The following is a 21,127-nucleotide window of genomic DNA, read 5'->3' as shown; positions in this document are numbered from 1 at the left end:
CAGCCGCACTACGATATATATGGAAGACGTAAAGCCACAGTTGTTAAAAGTCACTATCGACGGAATTGAGGTTGAGGTAGAACCAGGAACGACCATTTTGCAGGCCGCCCGCAAAATCGGCCCAGAGGTGGCTCCTCCAGCAATGTGTTATTATCAGCCCTTGAAAGCAAGTGGAGGTAAGTGTCGGGCGTGTCTGGTACGTGTTGCCGCTGGGTCAGCAAAAGACCCACGTCCAATGCCTAAACTAGTAGCCTCTTGTCTAACAGCAGTACAAGATGGTATGATCGTCGAAAACACAACGAATCCGCAGGTAATTGATGCCCGTAATGGTATTGTTGAGTTTCTCTTATTGAACCATCCCCTCGATTGCCCAGTCTGTGATCAGGCGGGCGAATGCGATCTCCAGAATTTTGCGTTTGACCATGGTAAAGTAACAACTCGTTACGAAGAAGAGCGTCGCACATTCGAGAAACAAGATATTGGCCCGTACATTCAGTTGCACATGACTCGTTGTATTTTGTGCTATCGGTGCGTATTTACAGCCGATCAGATCACAAACAAACGGGTTCATGGCGTGTTGGGACGGGGTGATGCGTCTGAGATTGGTACGTATATAGAAAAAGCAATTGATAACGATTTCTCTGGAAACGTGATCGACGTATGCCCAGTAGGCGCATTAACCGATAAGACATATCGTTTTAAAAATCGGGTGTGGTTTTCCAAACCTGTCGACGCCCATCGTGATTGTCCAACCTGCTCTGGCAACGTAACACTCTGGTATAGAGGTGAGGACGTAATTCGCGTAACCGCCCGCAAAAATGAGTGGAACGAAGTAACAGAATTCATCTGCAACACCTGTCGCTTCGAGAAGAAGAAAACCAGCGACTGGACGATTGAAGGGCCAACGAAAATATCGCGGAGTTCAGTGATCTCGGCTAACAAATACCGGGCCGATACGGTCAAACCAGCATTTGGCCAACGTTTAGCGGCCGCTGAATACAAAGCCATACACGACGAGCGGGATACATCGCAGTTAGGCATTCAGCAATTGGCACCAGAACGGTTTGCTAAAGTATTGCCATCTGCACTGGACCCAGAACCTTGAGATGTTTAGTGCATAACTAACTTCGGTTTCCAGTTCCGTATCAGCCAATTGAAACCGACAACTGAAAATTATTCAAAATGGACTTAACCGTATTATTAGTTAAAGGGGGTATTATTCTGGCCATTTTCGGGATATCGCTCTTGATTGCCACTTACTCGACCTACGCAGAACGTAAAGTAGCTGCATTTCTCCAGGATCGTCTTGGCCCAAACAGAGCGGGTCCCTGGGGCTTGCTACAACCCATTGCCGATGCGGGTAAACTCTTCTTCAAAGAAGACTTTATTCCATCGCAGGCCAGCAAATCGCTGTTTATACTTGGTCCTTGCTTAGCTATGCTAACGGCCTTAATGTCGAGTGCCGTTATTCCCTTTGGCGATAGCATTCGCTTTGTCTGGGACAAGGTGAATTACGAAGTAAATGTTCAGGGCATTGAAATTAATATTGGCGTACTTTACATTTTTGGGGTTGTCTCCCTTGGTGTATATGGCGTTATGGTTGGTGGCTGGGCGTCGAACAATAAATTCTCGTTGTTGGGTGCCATCCGGGCCGCTTCACAGAATATCAGTTACGAAATTGCCCTGGGCCTGTCGCTCATTGCCATTCTGATGATGTCGGGCTCGTTATCATTACGTGCCATTATTGATGAACAAGCCAGTTTTTTTGAGTGGAATATTTTCACGCAACCACTGGGTTTCGTCATCTTTCTGACTTGCTCGTTTGCAGAATGTAACCGAACCCCATTCGACTTGCCGGAGTGCGAAACGGAGCTTGTTGGAGGCTATCACACAGAATATAGCTCGATGAAACTGGGGCTTTATCTGTTCTCCGAATACATCAACATGTTCGTGTCATCGGCGTTTGTTTCAGCGCTGTATTTCGGTGGTTTTCATTACCCCTTCATTAACGAAGTCAACGCGGCTCTTGAAAAATCAATGGGAGCAATAGCCGGACATAACGTAGCGACAGTTATTGGAATCGCCGTATTCTTCAGCAAGATTTTCTTTTTCATTTTCTTTTTCATGTGGGTTCGCTGGACGCTACCACGTTTTCGGTATGATCAACTAATGAACCTGGGCTGGAAGACGTTTATTCCGTTGGCCATACTTAACGTAGTGATCACGGGAGCTGGTTTGCTCTATAATTTCAAATACGCCACCTGGCTGATTGCGATTGTCATGATTGTTCTGGCCGTGATGTCAACAGCCCGTGCTCCGAAACGAGAGGCTATTCCGCAACGAACAGTTTAACTCAACTGGTTTAAGCTTTCGTTTTTGTTGGCTGACGCAAAACAAACCATGTGACAATCAACCAAAACCGAAAAACTGAAAAGAATGCAACTAACAACCCGCTCCAAACAGGTCAGCAATAAGGAAATGACGCTGGCCGAGAAGATGTATTTGCCTGCTGTTATTAGTGGGCTTGCCATCACAATCAGCCACTTCTTTCGCAAAAAGCCGACGATTCAATATCCCGAGGTAAAAAGATACCTGGGACCAATCTATCGAGGTCATCATATTCTGAAGCGCGATGAACAAGGCCGTGAGCGGTGTACGGCCTGTGGCCTGTGCGCAGTTGCTTGCCCAGCCGAAGCCATTTCAATGGTAGCTGCCGAGCGTAAAAAAGGCGAAGAGAATTTATACCGGGAAGAGAAATACGCAGCTGTTTATGAAATCAACATGCTACGTTGTATTTTCTGTGGTCTATGCGAAGAAGCTTGCCCCAAACAAGCCGTTTATCTACGACATGATCTTATGGTACCAGTTTTCCTGGAACGCGATGAGGTAATCTATGGCAAGGATCGCCTGGTTGAAAATATGGATGACCGCTACATTCGCGTTGCCAATCCCGAAGTAAATGCAACACCAACCGAACCCAGCCTAACTCGGGCCGCGACTTAACAAACTGTCGAGTATAATCAAATGCCGTCAGAAATTGTAAAGACTTTCCGACGGCATTTGACAATTCCTGACCATTCTTGATCTTATTTGAGCATCAACCATGACTGAGATAATTACTTTCTTTAAAGGCTTAACGGGCACCGGCTATTTATTTCTAATTCTGACAGCGCTCACTTTATTCAGTGCTATTGGCGTTGTAACAGCCAGGAACCCGATTTACAGCGTATTAGCCTTGATTGCTACGTTCTTCTGTCTATCGGGTCATTACATTTTATTGAATGCCCAATTTTTGGCTGCGGTGAATATTATCGTTTATGCCGGGGCCATCATGGTTTTGTTTCTCTTTACGATTATGTTTCTGAACCTGCGGAAAGACGATGAAGAGTCAAAAACAAATCTAACCAAGATGGCATCGGTAATTGTTGGTGGCTTACTAATGGTGATGCTTATTACTATTTTCCGGGCAAAAAGCGCGCAAGTGCCAACAGTGAGTTCTACGACACCCTTTAATAGCAAAACCGGCCTAGTAGAAACGTTAGGAAATCTACTCTACAGTGATTACATCTTACCGTTTGAGCTAGCTTCTGTGCTGTTTTTGATAGCGATGGTTGGCGCTGTGATGTTGGGCAAGCGTGAAACGGGTGATCGTCATTTTTAACCGCACAGGTGGCCCTAGGGAATTTATCTGACTTTACTGATTATAATGATTTTTTAGCCGCTCATTGAGCGGCTTTTTTCATTAAAAACGTTGAAATCACATATACCATTAAAACTAAATAAATCCCGATTAAGATAGTATGCTTGCATAACAATTTTCAGTAGGTTTGTAATTATTCCCCAAGAGAAGTAGTTAATAGATAAATTTTCTGCTTAACCAGTAAATCAACATTGCTTTTATGGACGCATACATTGTAGCCGGATACCGTACTGCTGTGGGAAAAGCCCCCCGTGGCGGACTCCGTTTTACCCGCCCTGATGATATGGCGGCTGAAGTTATTAAGCATTTATTAAGTCAGGTTCCTACTCTTGATCCTGCCCGCGTTGAAGATCTTATTGTAGGCAATGCCGTACCCGAAGCTGAACAAGGTATGCAGATTGCCCGGTACATCGCCCTTCTTTCGCTGCCAAACAGCGTCCCAGGCATGACCATTAACCGGTATTGTGGCTCGGGTCTGGAAGCGATTGCGATTGCCTCGGCCAAAATTCATGCTGGTCTGGCCGATTGTATTATTGCTGGCGGTACCGAATCTATGTCGATGGTGCCGGTAATGGGTTGGAAGACAGCATTGAACTATGAAATCGCGAAAACCCACCCAGACTACTACATCGGGATGGGATTGACCGCCGAGCAGGTTGCTCAACAATTCAATATCAGCCGCGATGCCCAGGACGAATTCGCTTACGAATCACACCAGAAAGCACTGGCAGCGCAGAAAGATGGTAAATTCATTGACGAAATCGTCCCGATTAAAGTGAGTGAAACGTATTTCGATACGGAGAGCAATAAGAAAAAAACTCGTGAGTGGACTGTTGCTCAAGACGAAGGTCCACGAAAAGATACCAGTGCTGAAGGGCTGGCCAAGCTAAAACCGGTTTTTGCAGCCGGTGGCTCAGTGACAGCCGGCAACTCATCACAGACTTCAGACGGAGCGGCCTTTGTAGTCGTCATGTCGGAACGGTTAATAAATGAGCTACACTTACAACCAGTTGCCCGCATGGTGTCTTACGCTACAGCAGGTGTTGAACCCCGTATTATGGGGATCGGACCTGTAGCTGCTATCCCGATCGCACTCAAAAAGGCGGGTCTGAAACAGGACGACATTGATCTTATAGAATTGAATGAGGCCTTTGCTGCTCAATCGCTGGCCGTCATTCAGGAATTAGATCTTGATCGTAGCAAAATAAATCCAAACGGTGGAGCCATTGCGCTTGGTCATGCGCTCGGGTCAACGGGAGCACGTTTGTCGGTTCAATTATTGAACGAAATGCGTCGTCGTGATCAGAAATACGGTATGGTTTCGGCCTGCGTAGGTGGTGGTCAGGGCGTTGCCGGAATTTTTGAACGCTTAAATTAGAGCAGCCTATCTCAATCAAACAGCACATTAAGATCGTTGTAGCTCAATTTCCCGAAAGCTCAGAGCATTCGGGAAATTTTGTTTAGTGTCATCTATATTCGTTCTTAAAATCTTATTAGTATGCTTGCATACTAATTTTGAATTGATTTTATTTGTTAACGAATTAGTATGCAAGCATAATAAACCCATTAGAACATGATCGCGGCAGAACCAAAAGCTTCCATTAAAGGTGGCGAATTTCTGATCAAAGAAACTGAAGCATCACAGGTCTTTATACCTGAAGAATTCACGGAAGAACAGCAGATGATTGCGGCTACGTGCCGAGAATTTCTGGAGCGAGAAATCTGGCCACGTTTAAACGAGATTGATAACGCTAAGTCCCCAGAACTGATTTCATCTTTAATGGACAAAGCCGGTGAGCTAGGAATTCTTGGCACCTCTGTTCCAGAAGAATATGGCGGTTTTGGTACCAATTTCAATACGTCCATGCTGGTAGCTGAAGTGACGGGTGCAGGCCATTCGTTTTCGGTGGCTTTATCAGCACATACGGGCATTGGTACGTTGCCAATTGTATATTATGGTAATGAGGATCAGAAATCGAAGTACTTACCAAAACTGGCTTCTGGCGAATGGAAAGCTGCTTATTGTCTTACGGAACCCGATTCTGGTTCGGATGCTAATTCGGGTAAGACCAAAGCTACATTAACCGAAGATGGAAAACACTACGTCCTAAACGGACAAAAAATGTGGATTACCAACGGCGGATTCGCTGACGTGTATATCGTTTTTGCCAAAATTGATGCTGACAAAAACCTGTCGGCATTTATTGTGGAGCGTGACTACGAAGGTATAACGATGAATGAGCCTGAGCACAAAATGGGCATTAAAGGCTCCGACACGCGTCAGATTTTCTTCAACGACACTAAAGTACCTGTTGAGAATCTGTTATCCGAGCGCGAAAATGGCTTCAAAATTGCCGTTAATATTCTAAATATTGGACGTATTAAACTGGGTATCGCGGCAGTTGGTGGTTCCAAAGAGGTTATTAACAATGCAGTGCGGTACGCGAACGAACGGAAACAGTTTAAAACGGCTATATCTCAATTTGGGGCAATTAAGCATAAGCTGGCTGAAATGGCGCTGAAAATTTATGCGTCAGAAACAGCTTCTTATCGTGCTGGCCAGAACATCGACGACTTGATCGAAGACCTGAAAAGTCAGGGGATGGACGATGCAAAAGCCAAACTAAAGGCGCTCGAGCAGTTTTCCATTGAGTGTGCCATCATGAAAGTCCACGGTTCCGAAGCGCTGGATTATGTTGTTGACGAAGGCGTTCAGATATACGGGGGTATGGGTTATTCAGCCGATGCACCGATGGACCGTGCGTATCGCGATGCCCGGATCAACCGGATTTTCGAAGGAACCAACGAAATCAACCGGATGCTGGTCGTGGATATGCTGTTGAAGCGAGCCATGAAAGGCGAACTCGATTTGATGGGACCAGCTATGGCCGTTGCCAAAGAAATTATGTCTATTCCTGATTTCAGCTCGGATGAGGAGGAAGGCATATTCATTGCCGAGAAAAAAGTACTTCGGAATCTGAAGAAAGCTGCGCTGATGGTGGCAGGTGCCGCTGTGCAGAAATTTATGCTGACCTTATCGAACGAGCAGGAAATTCTGATGAACGTAGCCGACATGGCCATCGAGATTTACGTAGCCGAATCGGTGTTACTACGTGTTGAAAAATTGATTGGGCTAAAAGGTGAAGAAGCTGTTGCCCTACAAAAGCAAATGGCGCTGGTGTATTTGCACGAAGCCGTTGAGAAAGTTAATAGCGCGGGTCGGGCAGCGGTTACGTCCTTTGCCGAAGGAGATGAATTACGGGGTATGCTGATGGGCATGAAACGGTTTACCAAAATTGAGCCCCTGAACCTCAAAGATGCCCGCCGTCAGATTGCCGATGCTATGATTGAAGAGAACAAATATATTTTTTAATTTGATTAGAAGCCGGCCTGTAACCTTATAAGCCTCAATATAGGCCGTTTTCCAATGAGGAAAGCGGCCTTTTTAATTACATTGGTTTTTACCAATCCCTATTGACATACCGCTGTCACTATGCCAACCGATTTTTGTTACGGTCATTTACAAAACCCAACACAAATCATGACAACGCAACTGTCAATTCTTGAAAATGCTTTACAAGTAACGGAAATACCAGCCTTTACAGCGCTCACCTTCACTACGTGTGCTACGTTGCTGACGCTCTCACAGCATGTTGGTGGCGTAGCGGAAAATCTTCACTATGAAGCTGCCCGGCTAAATTTGGACGTAACGGGACCTATACAGTGGGTTTATACGGGTGTTAATGGCGACGAAACAAATGAATTCCAACTGGAGATTGCCCTGCCTATTAACCAACCAGATAGGCCATCTGCCCAATTTACCTATCAGGTCTTTCCGTCATTTCGGTGTGTATCCTACAACTACACCGGACCGTGGAGCGACTTGGGCGAACTATATACTGTGCTTTTTGCTCAACTCTATCGGGATGGTTATCAGAGTGACGGCCGCATTCGTGAGGTTTATAGTAAAGTTGATTTTGAAAATATGGCGAATTGCGTAACTGAGATTCAAATAGCCATTATTTAAGCTTGTTTCCTGAATAGTGAACAACAGTAGTACCGAAGAGTGGTAGAAAAACCAGCTTCGGTACTTTTTTATGGGCTATGGTACGTATCGCATTTCAGTCGAGCTTTACCGAGTGTCAACAACCGGCTATTCATGAAAAACCACGAACTCAATTCCCGACGTACTTTTTTGCGAAGCCTTGGCATGGGCGCATCAGCCTTGTCTCTGCCGCTTCTCGGTCATGCCGACAATCTTTCGTACCAGAGCGAGTACGAACGTATTCAATCTTTGTTTACCGAGCCCGATGGCTCAAATTTGTTCCAACCCGGTAAGAAACTAGGAATTGCGTTGGTAGGATTGGGGTATTACAGCGCAAATCTCCTCGCTCCTGCTCTACAACAAACGCAAAACTGCCGATTGGCGGGAATTGTGACGGGTACACCATCGAAGGCAGACGAGTGGATGAAGAAATATAACATCCCGAAGGAAAACGTCTACGATTATAAAACCTTCGACCGCATTGCCGATAATAAAGACATTGACGTAGTCTATGTTGTGTTGCCTAACTCGATGCACGAGGAATATGTTGTTCGGGCAGCTCAAGCAGGGAAACATGTCATTTGCGAGAAACCCATGGCGATTACGCCCAAGGCCTGCCAGAATATGATCGATGCCTGCAAAAAAGCAAATAAGCAGTTAGCCATTGGCTACCGACTCCATTATGAACCATTCACACAGGAAGTTATGCGGTTGGGTCGGGAAAAAGTTTTCGGAGCGGTTAAGTTTGTTGAAAGTAGTGATGGCTTTCGGAGTGGCGATCCAAATCAGTGGCGTTTGAAGAAAAGTATGGCTGGTGGTGGTCCGCTCATGGACGTAGGCATATACGCCGTACAGGGAGCCCGCTACGTAACCGGCGAGGAACCTATTTCGGTGACTGCACAATTCGGCCCTAAAACTGACCCCGTAAAATTTAAGGATGTCGAGGAGACGATGTTCTGGCAGTTTGAATTTCCGAGCGGTGCGGTTTCCAATTCGACGACTAGTTATATATCGGGCGTTGAACGACTCTACGCTTCCTGCGAAAAAGGCTGGTTTGAATTATCCCCTGCTTTCGGGTATGGTCCGTTAAAAGGCCGTACCAGCAAAGGTCCCATCGAGATGCCAGTCGTGAACCACCAGGCTGCCCACATGGATGGCGTATGCAAAGACTTACTCGATGGCAAAAAATTACCCGACCATATAACCGGCGAAGAAGGCCTACGTGACACACGACTGTTACAGGCAATTTATCAAGCCGCTGAAACAGGGAAGAAAATTAATTTAAAAGCCTAGAAATTAGATTAAACAGAATCGGCAGCCGGTCAGGAATATTCCTGACCGGCTGCCGATTTTTTATGGTACATACTGAATGCTACGTTACCAAATGCTAACAGATGTAGCCTCTCAGCGTAAACGTTCCCGCTTCAGTAGTCGATTGTTCGCTTTGGCCTTGTAGAAAACAGGTTCACTCTTCGCCAATTTTTAAGGCATAAAGCACTTTTTATTTAGAAATAGTCTAAGCAAGGCTTGATTTTGCCGAATACTACTTTACTTTTGCGTACTATTTAAAATTAGTCTCAATAATAATAAATACAGTGAAGATTCTCACTTCTGACAACTTCGAAGAAATCCGTAACGCTGATTCCAATGAATAATAAAATTACTCCCTTGCTTCTGTTTGGTTTATTCGCGTTCCTGTCCATGCATAATCTGTCGGCACAGCAACTAAACGGCAGTGTTCAGGGGACGATTTTTTTATCGGATGGCTCACCTGCCCCCTTTGCAACGGTACGTGTGAAAGGCACGGAAGTAGGCACAACAACTAATAAGGCTGGCAACTTTCTGCTCGATAAGCTGGCCGAAGGAAAGCACGAATTACACATTTCAATGATTGGTTATGAATCCGTTAGCCAATCCATCCGCATAGGAAACAATAAAAATACATCCTTTACTACTCGTCTAAACCCATCCAAAAACCAATTAAACGAAGTAGTGGTAACGGGTCAATACGAACCGCAATCACTCAGGAAATCGGTTTATAATGTGCGCGTCATCGACAGTGAACGTATACGCCTACGCGGTGCCGTCAACGTAATCGGTGTATTGAACAATGAACTAGGGTTCCGCTTTTCAAATGACAATACACTGGGCACAACCGATGTTCAGCTCATGGGTATGTCAGGACGTAACGTAAAAATTCTGCTGGACGGTCTCCCAATGGTTGACCGGGGGGATACGCGGGAAAGCCTGAACCAGATCGACGTTAACAGTATCGAACGTATTGAGATTGTGGAAGGTCCTATGTCGGTTTCGTATGGCTCGGATGCACTGGCGGGCGTTATCAATATCATCACCAGGAAGCCAGGTAATGAGCGTCTCGGCGTCACTGCACGAGTTCAGGAGGAAACCGCGAATAAAGAATATAAACTGCTGAACAGTCAGGGCGTACACCTTCAGAATGTGGGTGTTACATGGCAAAAGAAAGGCTGGAACATATCGACTGGCGTAACCAACAATACGTTCGGTGGTTGGCAGGGTTTGTCTGAAGGTCGCGCGAAAGACTGGTTACCGAAAGATCAGCTATTCGGACATGGTAAAGTCGGGTACCGAACAGAAAACGTAAACATTTATTATCGGCTGGACGCGCTGAAAGAAACCCTGCTAAGCCAGGGAGCCGAAAATGTAAATACGCACCAGGCCAGCGATCAGAAATACATTACGCACCGGTACGTTCATCAGCTACAGGGAGACTGGAAACTAAGTGATCGCCTTCAACTCAATGGGCAAGCGTCATACACCGATTATCAGCGTCGGACACAAACGACAATTCTGGATTTAACCACTGGCCTACGTACTCTTTCGCTGGGACAAGGCGAGCAGGATATATCAAAATTCACCAGCCAGACGTATCGCGCAACTGCCTCCTATAAAGTATCATCGGCCGTTTCGGTACAGCCTGGTATCGACATTAATCTGGATGCTTCTTCCGGTGCCCGTATTCTGGGTTCGCCTACCATCAACGATTACGCCTTTTTCGTCTCATCGACACTGAATCCAACCGCTCGCGTTAGCATTCGTCCGGGTTTGCGATTCATCAAAAACTCGGTCTACGACGCACCACCAGTTATTCCTTCCCTTAACACCAAGTTCGCGCTCGCTAATAATCTGGACTTGCGATTAGCCTACGCTCGTGGTTTCCGGTCACCCGCACTACGTGAACTGTATTTCAACTTCTTCGACGCCAGTCACTCCATTCGTGGGAATCCTAATCTGAAAGCCGAAAACTCGAACAGTTTCAATGGATCGCTGGCATGGCAGGCAAGCCCTAAATTCAAATCGACGCTCGGGGCTTTCTACAACGTTTTCAACAACCTGATTAGCTACGGAATTGACCCCAGTGACCCCAGAGTTTCGATGAATATCAACATCGACAAATTCAAAACGACGGGTATTACGTTGGAAAACGTTTTTTCCTGGAAAGATTTACAAGCAACAGTTGGATTCTCGTACATCGGCCGATACAACAACCTACTGACCCAAACCGATACAATCAACTACGTAGGTGGTATGCCACCGTCGTTCATGTGGTCGCCAGAAGTCAACACGAACCTGACCTATACGCTAAGAAAAATCGATACCAAAGTTAGTTTCTTCTATAAATATTCTGGCAAACGCCCCAGTTATCTGGCAACAGCAACCACCGACGGCAACGTATCGGCTACGTTAACCGAAATAGCGGCCTTTCATTGGGCCGACTTAACACTCACCAAACCGATTGCTAAGTATCTGACACTTACCACCGGCATTAAAAATCTATTCAACATCACCCGCCTGGCCAATTCGTCGACCGACACGGGCGGTGCGCACAGTTCGAGCGGTCCAGCGCCCGTTAGCTATGGTCGTTCTTATTTTCTGGGTCTCAGTTTCCAATGGTATAAAAACTGATAATACGCACTCAACTACCATCACTTAAGTCTATAAAACTCCCCCAATCATGAAACGTATTTTCTCATTATTCTTCGTTCTGGCGTTCGTTAGCGTGTTTAGTGCCTGTAAGGAAAGCGATCCCCCACTACCCGACAATTTAGTACAGTTTGAAAGTGCTGAACAAGGTGCTGATGCGGCCACGAAAGAGGTTACGATTAAACTTAAATTGACGCGAGCCACCGATGTAGCCGTACCGGTCGTCGTTCAGGTAACCCCCACTGGCATTGCTTACGGAACTCAATTCACTACCACACCCGCAGCCACGGGTAACCTTCTGAATTTGACCATTCCGGCAGCTAGCAGTGAAGTTTCATTTAAGCTGACCAAAGCCGATAATCTCTTTCTGAACGGCAGCGAAACCGTGGGCTTTACGATCACGTCGGCAGCGAGTCCGGTGATCCTTGGAACGACCAAACAACTTACCGTTAAATTCACCTCAATCGTTTCTGATGGAACGGCCCTGACGCTAGATGGAGGCACGGGGGGTTCAAGTGCAATCAATTCGGTATTTGCGGATTTGAGTAACAATGAGGCCATAGCTGTAAAGCGGGCTGCTTGGGACCTGGGTTTTTACTCGGGCACCGATTTCCGCGTAATTTTAAATAATACGACAGGGGCAGCCGCTATTGCCCTGACCAAGAACGATTTAACACAGGTAACCGCTGCCGATACAGTTGGTCTAGTCCTTAACGTGAGCAATTTTGATCCTGCCGGTTTAAAACTAATTGACGACGTATCAGGCGACCTTACAAAAACGGTCATTCCAAGTATCTCCGCTACGGATGCCGACAATAAAGTGTTTATTATTAACCGCGGTACGGGTGGCGGTGTTGCCGCACGGGCCTGGATGAAAGTCAGAGTGTTACGTAACGGAACAACAGGCTATACACTCCAATACGCCGGTATCAAAGAAACGACTTTCAAAACCGTTTCGATCACTAAAGACGCTACCTATAATTTCCAATTCGTTTCATTTGATACGGGTGCTACAATTAACGTAGAGCCAGCCAAAGCACGCTGGGATATTGAGTGGACGGGTGGCATGAACAAAACCAGCGACGGCACCAACGACATCCCCTATTACTTTGCGGATCAAGTATTTATCAATACGCTGGGTGGTGTAACAGCAGCCGAATTACTTACAAGTGCGGTTACCTATGACGCTTATGCCGAAAGCAACATTGCCACCACCACCTTTAAAAATGACAGGATGGTTATTGGCTCTAACTGGCGGGCAACGACGGGTACTGTAGGCGTGAAAACCGACCGCTTCTACGTAGTGAAAGATGCTACTGGAAACATTTACAAACTCAAATTTGTCAGCTTCACCTCACAAGATGGGGGTGAGCGTGGCAAACCAAAAATCGAGTTCAAGCTGGTCAAGAAAGCGGCCGTCTAGTTATTTTCAACCTTACCCTTAACTGCAAGAGTGTCTTGCCTGTAGCATCTGCTTCATGGCAAGGCACTTTTCCCGCAAAGCCTACTAGCCTTACAAAACAACCCTAAGATCATTATGACCAAGCATTCATTTTCAGCCACCTGGTTCGCCTGCCTCCTGGTGGTGTTCCTCATGGGGAGCAGCTATGCACTTGCTGCCAGGCCAGCTCAGGACGAACCCATACGTATTGTTTCGTTAGACGGAACTGTCAGCGAAATCCTTTGCGATTTGGGATTACAATCACTCATTATCGGCGTCGATGTAACCAGTACGTATCCCGAAACCCTGAAAAAACTCCCGAAAGTTGGGCACAACCGGAGCATCTCGGCCGAAGGTGTTATTTCGCTGAAGCCAACGCTGGTACTGACCTCAACGAATGCAGGCACGAAATCGGAAGTGATCGAACAGATCAAATCGGCGGGAATCAAAGTCATTACGTTCCAGCAGGAGTTCAGTGTTGCCGGGACGAAAAAACTCATTCAGGATATTGCCACAACCTGCCAGGTTGGCTCTCGAGCCAAGCCCCTCATCAAGAAACTGGAGTCGGATTTAGCGCAGGTTAAGAAAGCACCCAATAGTCCCAAAGTGTTGTTCATTTATGCACGGGGCACGGGAACCATGATGGTATCGGGCCGGGGAACGCCCATCGAGAAAATGATCGAACTAGCCGGTGGCGTCAATGCTACGCCCGATTTCGAAAACTACAAACCCCTCACCGCCGAAGCCCTCGTGACGGCCAATCCCGACGTCATTTTGCTGTTCGATAGCGGTTTGGAAAGTTTAGGCGGTACGGCTGGTTTATTGGCCGTGCAGGGCATTGCGCAAACCAATGCCGGTAAAAATAGCCGCGTTATTGTGATGGATGGGCATCTGTTAAGTGGCTTCTCCCCTCGTCTGGGAAAAGCGTTACAGGAGTTATCCCAAAAAATCAGTCAGAAACCTAAAGCGTAGTACGTATGGATTCGACCACCGCAACAATCAGCCCGCTTACGAAAAAGCCATCGACGAAAAAGTCCGTCCTCAGAACCACAATTAATCCGTGGCTGATGCCTTCGCTGGTCATTGGGCTTTTGGCAACGGTTGTTCTTTCGGTTGGCATCGGCGCGGTACGTATCACGCCCTACGAAATCTGGCTAATTATCGGCAAAGCATTTGGCTATGCAACGACCGTCGATGAGTCAAAAATGGCCATTCTTTTGGCGATTCGGTTACCAAGGGTTTGCCTGGCCGTATTGGTTGGATCAGGATTAGCGATTTCGGGAGCGGCTATTCAAGGGCTTTTTCGGAATCCACTCGCCGATCCGGGCCTGATTGGCATTTCGGCGGGTGCTTCTTTAGCCGCCGTAACCATGATTGTGCTCGAAGTCAGTTTCTTTACAACACTCACGGGTATTCTGGGTATGTATGCGCTGTCGGTGGTTTCCTTTATCGGTGCCAGTCTGACTGCTTTCTTGGTATATCGCATTTCACGAATGGCGGGCAAGTCGCTCGTTACGACTATGCTTCTGACCGGGATCGCCATCAACGCCTTGTCGGGGGCTCTAACCGGGATTATGACGTATCTGGCTACGGATGAGCAGCTTCGCAACATTACATTCTGGAGCCTGGGCAGTTTAGGTGGCGCCAGTTGGACCTCTGTTTTGGGTATTCTCCCCTTCACGGTTATCGCCTTATTTGGTATTCCCCGCTTAGCTAAATCATTAAACCTGCTTGCGCTCGGCGAGAGTCAGGCAAGCATGCTGGGTATCAACTTAAAAAGCATAAAACGGCAAGTCATTATCTTTTCAACAATGGCGGTTGGTACGTCCGTTGCCGTTGCTGGTATCATTGGTTTTGTCGGGCTGGTCATTCCGCATCTGATACGTATGGGAGCGGGTTCCGACCACCGGCGCGTACTAGTTGGCTCAGCCCTGGGTGGAGCTATCGTGCTTACACTTGCCGATTCACTGGCCCGAACGCTGGTTGCTCCGGCCGAGTTGCCCATTGGCATCCTGACTGCTTTATTAGGTACACCCGTTTTTCTGTGGATTTTATTCAAACAGCGACGTCAGTCGATCAGTTAAAAGTGAACTAGAATGCTGGAAGTCAAGAACCTATCGTATCGTATACGCAATCGTCAATTACTCAACAACGTTTCGTTTCAGGCAAAACCGGGTGAGTTGCTGGCGATTGTTGGGGCCAATGGGGCGGGGAAGTCAACGCTTCTCAAGCTATGTACCCGAGAGATTACGTCATCGGAAGGACAGATTCTGCTTCTCAATCAACGTATTGATGCATATTCCGATCAGCAGTTGTCGCTTTTTCGAGCTGTTTTACCCCAGCAGAATTCCGTCGTTTTCCCTTTCTTAGTCAGTGAGTTGGTCTTAATGGGCCGATATCCGCACTTTGAATTTCAAGCGTCTGAACACGACTACGTTGTGGCCGAAATGGCTCTCAAAAAAGTAGGTATGTGGGATTTTGCCGCGCGAGTTTTTACGACCCTCTCCGGTGGTGAGCAGCAACGGGTACAACTCGCCCGCGTATTGGCGCAAATTTGGGATGTACATCAGGGCATTCTATTTTTAGATGAACCGACTACCGGCCTCGACCTGCTGCATCAACACCAGATGCTCGAACTCGCCCGTGAGTTCACTAATAAGGGGTTTTGCGTTGTCATTATCCTACATGATCTGAACCTGGCCGCTCAATACGCCGATCAGATCGTTATGCTACGTTCGGGCAGGGTCGAAGCGATGGGCAAACCTCGGGACGTCATCACCGCCGAAACGATTCATCGTGTCTTTAATCTGAACGTCTGGCTCATCGAGCATCCCGAAATGGACTGTCCGTTAGTCATACCTCAATCCAGTCAACTTGCTACTAATCAAGAAATTAATTAAAACATCAATCCCATGATCACAACAGATAGCCTCCGGGAACGTTGGGCTGCGTTCAAAGAAGAAAATCCAAAAGCCAGAATACGCGATGCTGCTCAAAAACTGGGCGTGAGCGAAGCCGACTTGCTGGCCACTCAAGTTGGCGAAACAGTGGTGAAACTGGAAGGTGACTTTCAGGAGATCCTTAAAGAAGTGCCGACGCTGGGCTATGTGATGGCCTTGACCCGGAACGATAACATTGTCCATGAACGGAAAGGGATTTATGAGAACGTATCGTTCAACGGGCATGTGGGTCTTGTCGTAGGACCCGATATCGACCTGCGTTTGTTCATGTCGCGCTGGCATTTTGGCTTTGCTGTGAGTGAAAGCGGTCGCAAAAGCCTCCAGTTTTTTGACTTGGATGGATCGGCAGTGCACAAAATTTACTTGACCGATAAGTCTGAGGAACGTGCCTACGAAGCCATCGTTGAAAAATACCAGGCTGTTGATCAGTCAACAACGCTCATTACGGTGCCTTATCCAGAAAAAGCGCCTGATACGCCCGACGAAGAGATTGATGCGCAGGGCTTTAAAGATGCCTGGCTAGCGATGGAGGACACGCATGAGTTTTTCGGTCTTCTGCGCAAATATAAATTGGGTCGTGAACAGGGACTGCGCTTTGCTCCCGAAGGACATGCGCAGCTAATTTCGGTCGAGCAATTCAAAAAAGTATTCGTCACGGCGGCTGAGCGGGAAGTCCCTATCATGGTTTTTGCCTCGAACGCGGGCTGCATTCAAATTCACTCTGGTCCAGTAAAAAAACTGGTTGAAATGGGGCCGTGGTATAACGTACTAGACCCTGAATTCAACATGCACCTGCGCGAAGATCAGATCAATACGATTTGGGTAACGCGTAAACCAACAAAAGACGGCGTGGTAACAGGACTCGATCTCTTCGACAAAGAAGGCAATAGTATCGCGCTGATTTTCGGAAAACGTAAGCCGGGCGTTCCTGAATTGAAAGAATGGCAGGAGATCGTCAATGACGTGGCGGCAGCCTAAAGCTACCTCGACTATTCCTAATTTATCTTTCCAGCAAAGGCGTCCGTTTTGTAAATGGACGCCTTTGCTGGCATTAGCGTTATAGTTAAGGCTGATATCCTATTTTTCGTAGCGTAAGCGGCTTCAACGGACATAAGCCAAACCTGCGCCCATGCAAAAAAAATTACGCACCCAACGACTGCATCAATACGTTGGCTTTCCGAATATGTTCATTAACACGGTCGGTTTCAACGAGTCCGTCGCGCAGACGAACAATACGGTGCGCATATTCGGCAATATCTTCTTCGTGCGTTACCATGATCACGGTGTTGCCCTTGCTATGAATCTGGTCGAAGAGGTCCATGATTTCGTAGGAAGTTTTCGTATCGAGGTTCCCCGTTGGTTCATCGGCCAGCAGGATGCTGGGGTCGTTGACCAAAGCTCTTGCTACGGCAACGCGTTGGCGCTGGCCGCCGGATAGTTCGTTAGGTCGGTGACCGGCCCGATTTTCCAGTCCAACATTTTTGAGGGCCATCATCGCTTTCTCAGTACGGTCAGCTTTGTTATAACCCGCGTAGATGAGTGGTAACGCTACGTTCTCAAGCGAGGTCTGGCGAGGGAGCAGATTAAAGGTTTGAAACACGAATCCGATTTCCTTGTTGCGCACTTCAGCCAACGCGTTTTCGCCCATTCCGCTCACGTCCTGGCTATTGAGAATATACTGCCCCGACGTCGGCGAATCCAGACAACCGACAATATTCATCAGCGTAGATTTTCCCGAACCCGACGGCCCCATAAACGCAACATATTCGCCCTTTTGAATACTGATCGTAATGGACTTAAGCGCTTCAACGACTTCGGTGCCCATTACGTAGCGCTTGGCAATGTTGCGGGTTTCAATAATATTCATGCTGGATGAAATTAGGTGACTGTAAGGCGAAATCGGGCTTACGAACAAAAATACTTTATTGCAGGAATTTTTGCCGACTGTTTTCGATTGACGCCAATTTTTCCTGATAAGCAAGCCTAAATGCCTGATAATCGGCAGGTGTTGTTGCAGCCTGTAACTTAACTAACCCACTTTCGGCGTAATCGGGCAGGCTTAAGTCCAGACACAGCATGACGTAGGTTTTGAGCAATTCGGCGTTGTCTTCATTAAAAGGCAAAGCGGTTAACACAAGATCATAAGCTTTCTTCGTTTGTTTCTGCTGCCGCTCAAGCTGGGCCGTTGCCGAAGCGATTTTGGCGTTTAAAGGAGCCAGTTGTAAAGCCCGCCTATAAGCTTGCTGAGCCTGTCCTATCCGGCGCGTTCGTTCGTAAGTCTGTCCCAACCAATAGTCGCGCTCGGCCTGATACTGTGGCAGAATAGACGTTTTAGCCATTGTTTCCGCCGAGCCAACACTCCGCCGAAAGGCCGACAAACGAACAGCCGCTACGTTCCTTGCTGACGTCGCGACGGGGCTTAGTTGCTTGGAATCAGGCAGTCCCGACAGAATTAACTGCGCATTACGCCACTGCAACTGATCGAGGTAATCGTTGATTAATGCAACCCCCGAAACTGTTTTCAAACTAGGGTCCTGGATGGTTTCCCAATAAGCACCCCGGTTAGGATCATCCATTCGATACGTAGCATAAAACGCCTTTTCAAGATCCGTCTGTGGTTGGCGCTCCTGGTAATACATCTGTTTCAAAGCTGCCACCGCCGGGTCATTTTTGGCCGCGGTTTCCCACAACGATTGCGCTACCACAGGATCGTTGGCTTTGGTTAAGGCCACTGCCCGGTAATAGATCGACGTAGTGTCCGAATTATAGCCAAACGTTTCGGCTGCCCGACGATACAAGCCCTGCTCCAACAGCCACAAACCAGTAATGGATCGGTAGACAGACCCGTTTTGCTGATCACCTTCGGCCAGTTGACTCATTAGGCCGAAGGCATCCCCCAGCTGATGCCGATTGTATTCTGCGACGGCTCGAGCCAGTAGTAAATCATCCGTAAAGTCCTGATTAACGGGCTTTTCTGAAAGTCGTTTTAGTGTTCCAGATAACTTAGTGTCAGCCCGTTGATTGGCTAGCGAATAATTGTACAAACTCGCAAATCGACCGACGCTTAACCCCTCATTGGCCGACTCGCTTGTCAGCCAGGTAGGTTGATTAGGCTGGCTTTTGTCCGATTGAGCAACCAGACGCAGTGCCAGGGCATTTGCCTGATACGATTCGTACGATGACTCAGTGGCACTTTTCGCCAAGGTCGAATCAGCTGCCAAAAGTTTTGGGTTACGCGCATAAAACGCCAACAAATTCGACTCTGGAACACCAGTCTGATCGGCGTAGGACGTAGCAGATTTCAGGTAAAAATAGGCCGAGTCGGCCACGCTTGTCCGGGCGTACAGATAACCCAGATTATTCTGTAACTCACCACTTTTCGGAAATTCCCGAATACCACGTTGCAGCGCTTTAACAGCTTCAAAAAACAAATCTGTTTGCAGGTACGTCTGGCTTAACCCAGCATAATCCTGCGGATTAGGCTGTTTTAATAAAGCCTGTTTAAAATAAAAAGCCGCTGCCGTCTGGTTGTTTTGTGCCAGTGCCAGCGAAGCCAATGAATAATTGGATTTATGATTCTGAAACTCCTGTTCCAGCGCTAGTTGATAAAATGCATTCGCCGAAGCGGGTTCGTTGCTGGCAGTATATAAATCGCCTAATCCGTTAAAATGACCTGCCATCCCCTGTCGGAACGTAATAAGTCCACCCGACGACAGCAAAACAGCTACACCCACTACGCCCACAATCCGGAACAAGCTCAATTCGAGCCGCTTCGGTTTGTAAAGAATTCGGTAGACGGGCAGATTCTGCTGGTAAATGGGGTAGAAATTAATCACTACGTAGGCCACGAAAACCAATCCCATCGCTAAGTGCGTGTACACGATTACGTCTTCGAACATCTCTACCAGCGGGTCGTTGGCTGTAGCGAACGCGTAGGCGATTGTGAGCGTCGTGAGCAACGCCAGTCCTGCATATAAATAGGCGCCTGAGTCGCGGAACGAGAAAACGTCCTGTTGCTGGATTAGTCGGTGGAATCCCCAAATACCCAGCAAAACCGACGTCAGGTATAAAATAAACGGGCTGATTGCCAGTACATCCCAATCAATGTATTTTGTGTTTTTAAGCCAGATAAGAACCAGGTTAACCAAATACAGGAAGCTGACGAACAAAAAATTATTGATACCCAACGTACGTCGCTGGCTTACCTGCGTGTTGTTCTCCTCCGCCCGGCCCACCGATGTAAGCCAAACCAGACTCGCGATAATTTCGGTCGCGATAAAAAAGATAAAGCCAATACCAATAACGATCAGAACAGGCATGCCGTAACTCACAAGTGTAAGCGCTGGAAACGATACGGGTGACAACAATCCCAGAACAACGGAAACGGCGATTGTCAGCAGGGAAAAGACGCCTAGCCGAACCGCAATCAGATAATCAGATCGAAAGGCGTGGAAATAATAACTAACGGAGCCGAATACGAACGCGAGCAGCAGGAAAAGATAGTTACCACCAAAACCGGGAATTTCGAGCATTTCCCACCGAAAAAAGGCCATTCCCAGAATCAGGAAGCCCATACTGATTAAATAACGAAGCCGACTCGCGCGCGTAATGGCACTCAATAACAGCACAAACGCAATACCTATACCCATTACAAAAGCTGTTGCAATACCAGGCTTCACCTGCATAGCTCCAGCGACAAATTGTTCGGAAACGGCGTAGGCTTTACCATTCACAGCATAATCGAGCAGGCCATCGGAGAAGGTATGAAACGTAACAGGCAGCTCGTTCAATTCACTTAATACGTCCCAATGGACAACATTGTCCAGGCCCTTCGCCCAGGCAACAACGAAGAGAATCAAACTGATGATGAGGGCACTAGCGCTAGCTAAATAGGTAAGCCGGTAGGGTCGGCTCCACGTTGACCAGAAAAACAAAGATGACATGAAACAAAAACGTAGTGAATAGCCGGTTAGTGCCTTCCGCCGGGATCGTCGTTATGGGACGCCCAGGTTGGTGAG

The 21,127-nt window shown here is 47.4% G+C and carries 16 protein-coding genes; 14 read left to right on the top strand and 2 right to left on the bottom strand.

Annotated elements, in window-relative coordinates; all coding sequences use genetic code 11:
- Positions 1 to 19: 19 nt before the first annotated feature.
- The 14 genes from BM202_RS09860 (at position 20) to BM202_RS09795 (ending at position 17,087) form a co-directional block, all read left to right on the top strand.
- The gene (locus BM202_RS09860; protein WP_093826248.1) at positions 20 to 1,105 is read left to right on the top strand and encodes an NADH-quinone oxidoreductase subunit G; all 1,086 of its coding nucleotides are present in this window, start codon (positions 20 to 22) and stop codon (positions 1,103 to 1,105) included.
- Between the two features lie 77 nt (positions 1,106 to 1,182).
- On the top strand, positions 1,183 to 2,352 hold the full coding sequence (gene nuoH, locus BM202_RS09855; protein ID WP_093825474.1) for an NADH-quinone oxidoreductase subunit NuoH: 1,170 nt from the start codon (positions 1,183 to 1,185) through the stop codon (positions 2,350 to 2,352).
- An 84-nt stretch (positions 2,353 to 2,436) separates the two neighbouring features.
- The gene (locus tag BM202_RS09850) at positions 2,437 to 3,003 is read left to right on the top strand and encodes a NuoI/complex I 23 kDa subunit family protein (protein WP_093825472.1); all 567 of its coding nucleotides are present in this window, start codon (positions 2,437 to 2,439) and stop codon (positions 3,001 to 3,003) included.
- A gap of 100 nt (positions 3,004 to 3,103) precedes the next feature.
- The gene (locus tag BM202_RS09845) at positions 3,104 to 3,661 is read left to right on the top strand and encodes an NADH-quinone oxidoreductase subunit J family protein (RefSeq protein ID WP_093825470.1); all 558 of its coding nucleotides are present in this window, start codon (positions 3,104 to 3,106) and stop codon (positions 3,659 to 3,661) included.
- A gap of 238 nt (positions 3,662 to 3,899) precedes the next feature.
- Positions 3,900 to 5,078, top strand: a complete 1,179-nt coding sequence (locus tag BM202_RS09840) for an acetyl-CoA C-acyltransferase (protein WP_093825468.1) — start codon at positions 3,900 to 3,902, stop codon at positions 5,076 to 5,078.
- A 195-nt stretch (positions 5,079 to 5,273) separates the two neighbouring features.
- Entirely contained in the window at positions 5,274 to 7,073 is a 1,800-nt protein-coding gene (locus BM202_RS09835) for an acyl-CoA dehydrogenase family protein (RefSeq protein ID WP_093825466.1), read from the top strand.
- Between the two features lie 168 nt (positions 7,074 to 7,241).
- Entirely contained in the window at positions 7,242 to 7,727 is a 486-nt protein-coding gene (locus tag BM202_RS09830; RefSeq protein WP_093826246.1) for a GyrI-like domain-containing protein, read from the top strand.
- A 132-nt stretch (positions 7,728 to 7,859) separates the two neighbouring features.
- Entirely contained in the window at positions 7,860 to 9,038 is a 1,179-nt protein-coding gene (locus BM202_RS09825; protein ID WP_093825464.1) for a Gfo/Idh/MocA family protein, read from the top strand.
- A 354-nt stretch (positions 9,039 to 9,392) separates the two neighbouring features.
- Complete coding sequence (locus tag BM202_RS09820; RefSeq protein ID WP_245776605.1) at positions 9,393 to 11,690, top strand: TonB-dependent receptor; 2,298 nt, start codon at positions 9,393 to 9,395, stop codon at positions 11,688 to 11,690.
- A gap of 49 nt (positions 11,691 to 11,739) precedes the next feature.
- Complete coding sequence (locus BM202_RS09815) at positions 11,740 to 13,131, top strand: HmuY family protein (protein WP_093825462.1); 1,392 nt, start codon at positions 11,740 to 11,742, stop codon at positions 13,129 to 13,131.
- A 114-nt stretch (positions 13,132 to 13,245) separates the two neighbouring features.
- Positions 13,246 to 14,121, top strand: a complete 876-nt coding sequence (locus BM202_RS09810) for a heme/hemin ABC transporter substrate-binding protein (protein ID WP_093825460.1) — start codon at positions 13,246 to 13,248, stop codon at positions 14,119 to 14,121.
- A gap of 5 nt (positions 14,122 to 14,126) precedes the next feature.
- Positions 14,127 to 15,233 (top strand): FecCD family ABC transporter permease, encoded by a 1,107-nt coding sequence (locus tag BM202_RS09805; protein ID WP_093825459.1) that lies wholly within the window; start codon positions 14,127 to 14,129, stop codon positions 15,231 to 15,233.
- A gap of 12 nt (positions 15,234 to 15,245) precedes the next feature.
- Positions 15,246 to 16,049 carry a heme ABC transporter ATP-binding protein gene (locus tag BM202_RS09800; RefSeq protein ID WP_093825457.1) on the top strand — a complete coding sequence of 268 codons (804 nt, stop codon included), beginning with the start codon at positions 15,246 to 15,248 and terminating at the stop codon, positions 16,047 to 16,049.
- Positions 16,050 to 16,061: 12 nt separating this feature from the next.
- Positions 16,062 to 17,087, top strand: a complete 1,026-nt coding sequence (locus BM202_RS09795; RefSeq protein ID WP_093825454.1) for a hemin-degrading factor — start codon at positions 16,062 to 16,064, stop codon at positions 17,085 to 17,087.
- Positions 17,088 to 17,250: 163 nt separating this feature from the next.
- Here BM202_RS09795 and BM202_RS09790 read toward each other — a convergent pair whose 3' ends face one another.
- Positions 17,251 to 17,976, bottom strand: coding sequence for an ABC transporter ATP-binding protein (locus BM202_RS09790; RefSeq protein ID WP_093825452.1), 726 nt, complete (start codon positions 17,974 to 17,976; stop codon positions 17,251 to 17,253).
- Between the two features lie 55 nt (positions 17,977 to 18,031).
- Positions 18,032 to 21,052 (bottom strand): tetratricopeptide repeat protein, encoded by a 3,021-nt coding sequence (locus BM202_RS09785; protein WP_093825451.1) that lies wholly within the window; start codon positions 21,050 to 21,052, stop codon positions 18,032 to 18,034.
- Between the last annotated feature and the right edge of the window lie 75 nt (positions 21,053 to 21,127).

The sequence above is a fragment of the Spirosoma endophyticum genome, assembly GCF_900112365.1.
GTDB lineage: Bacteria > Bacteroidota > Bacteroidia > Cytophagales > Spirosomataceae > Spirosoma > Spirosoma endophyticum.
This window is presented reverse-complemented; position numbering and strand designations above follow the sequence as displayed.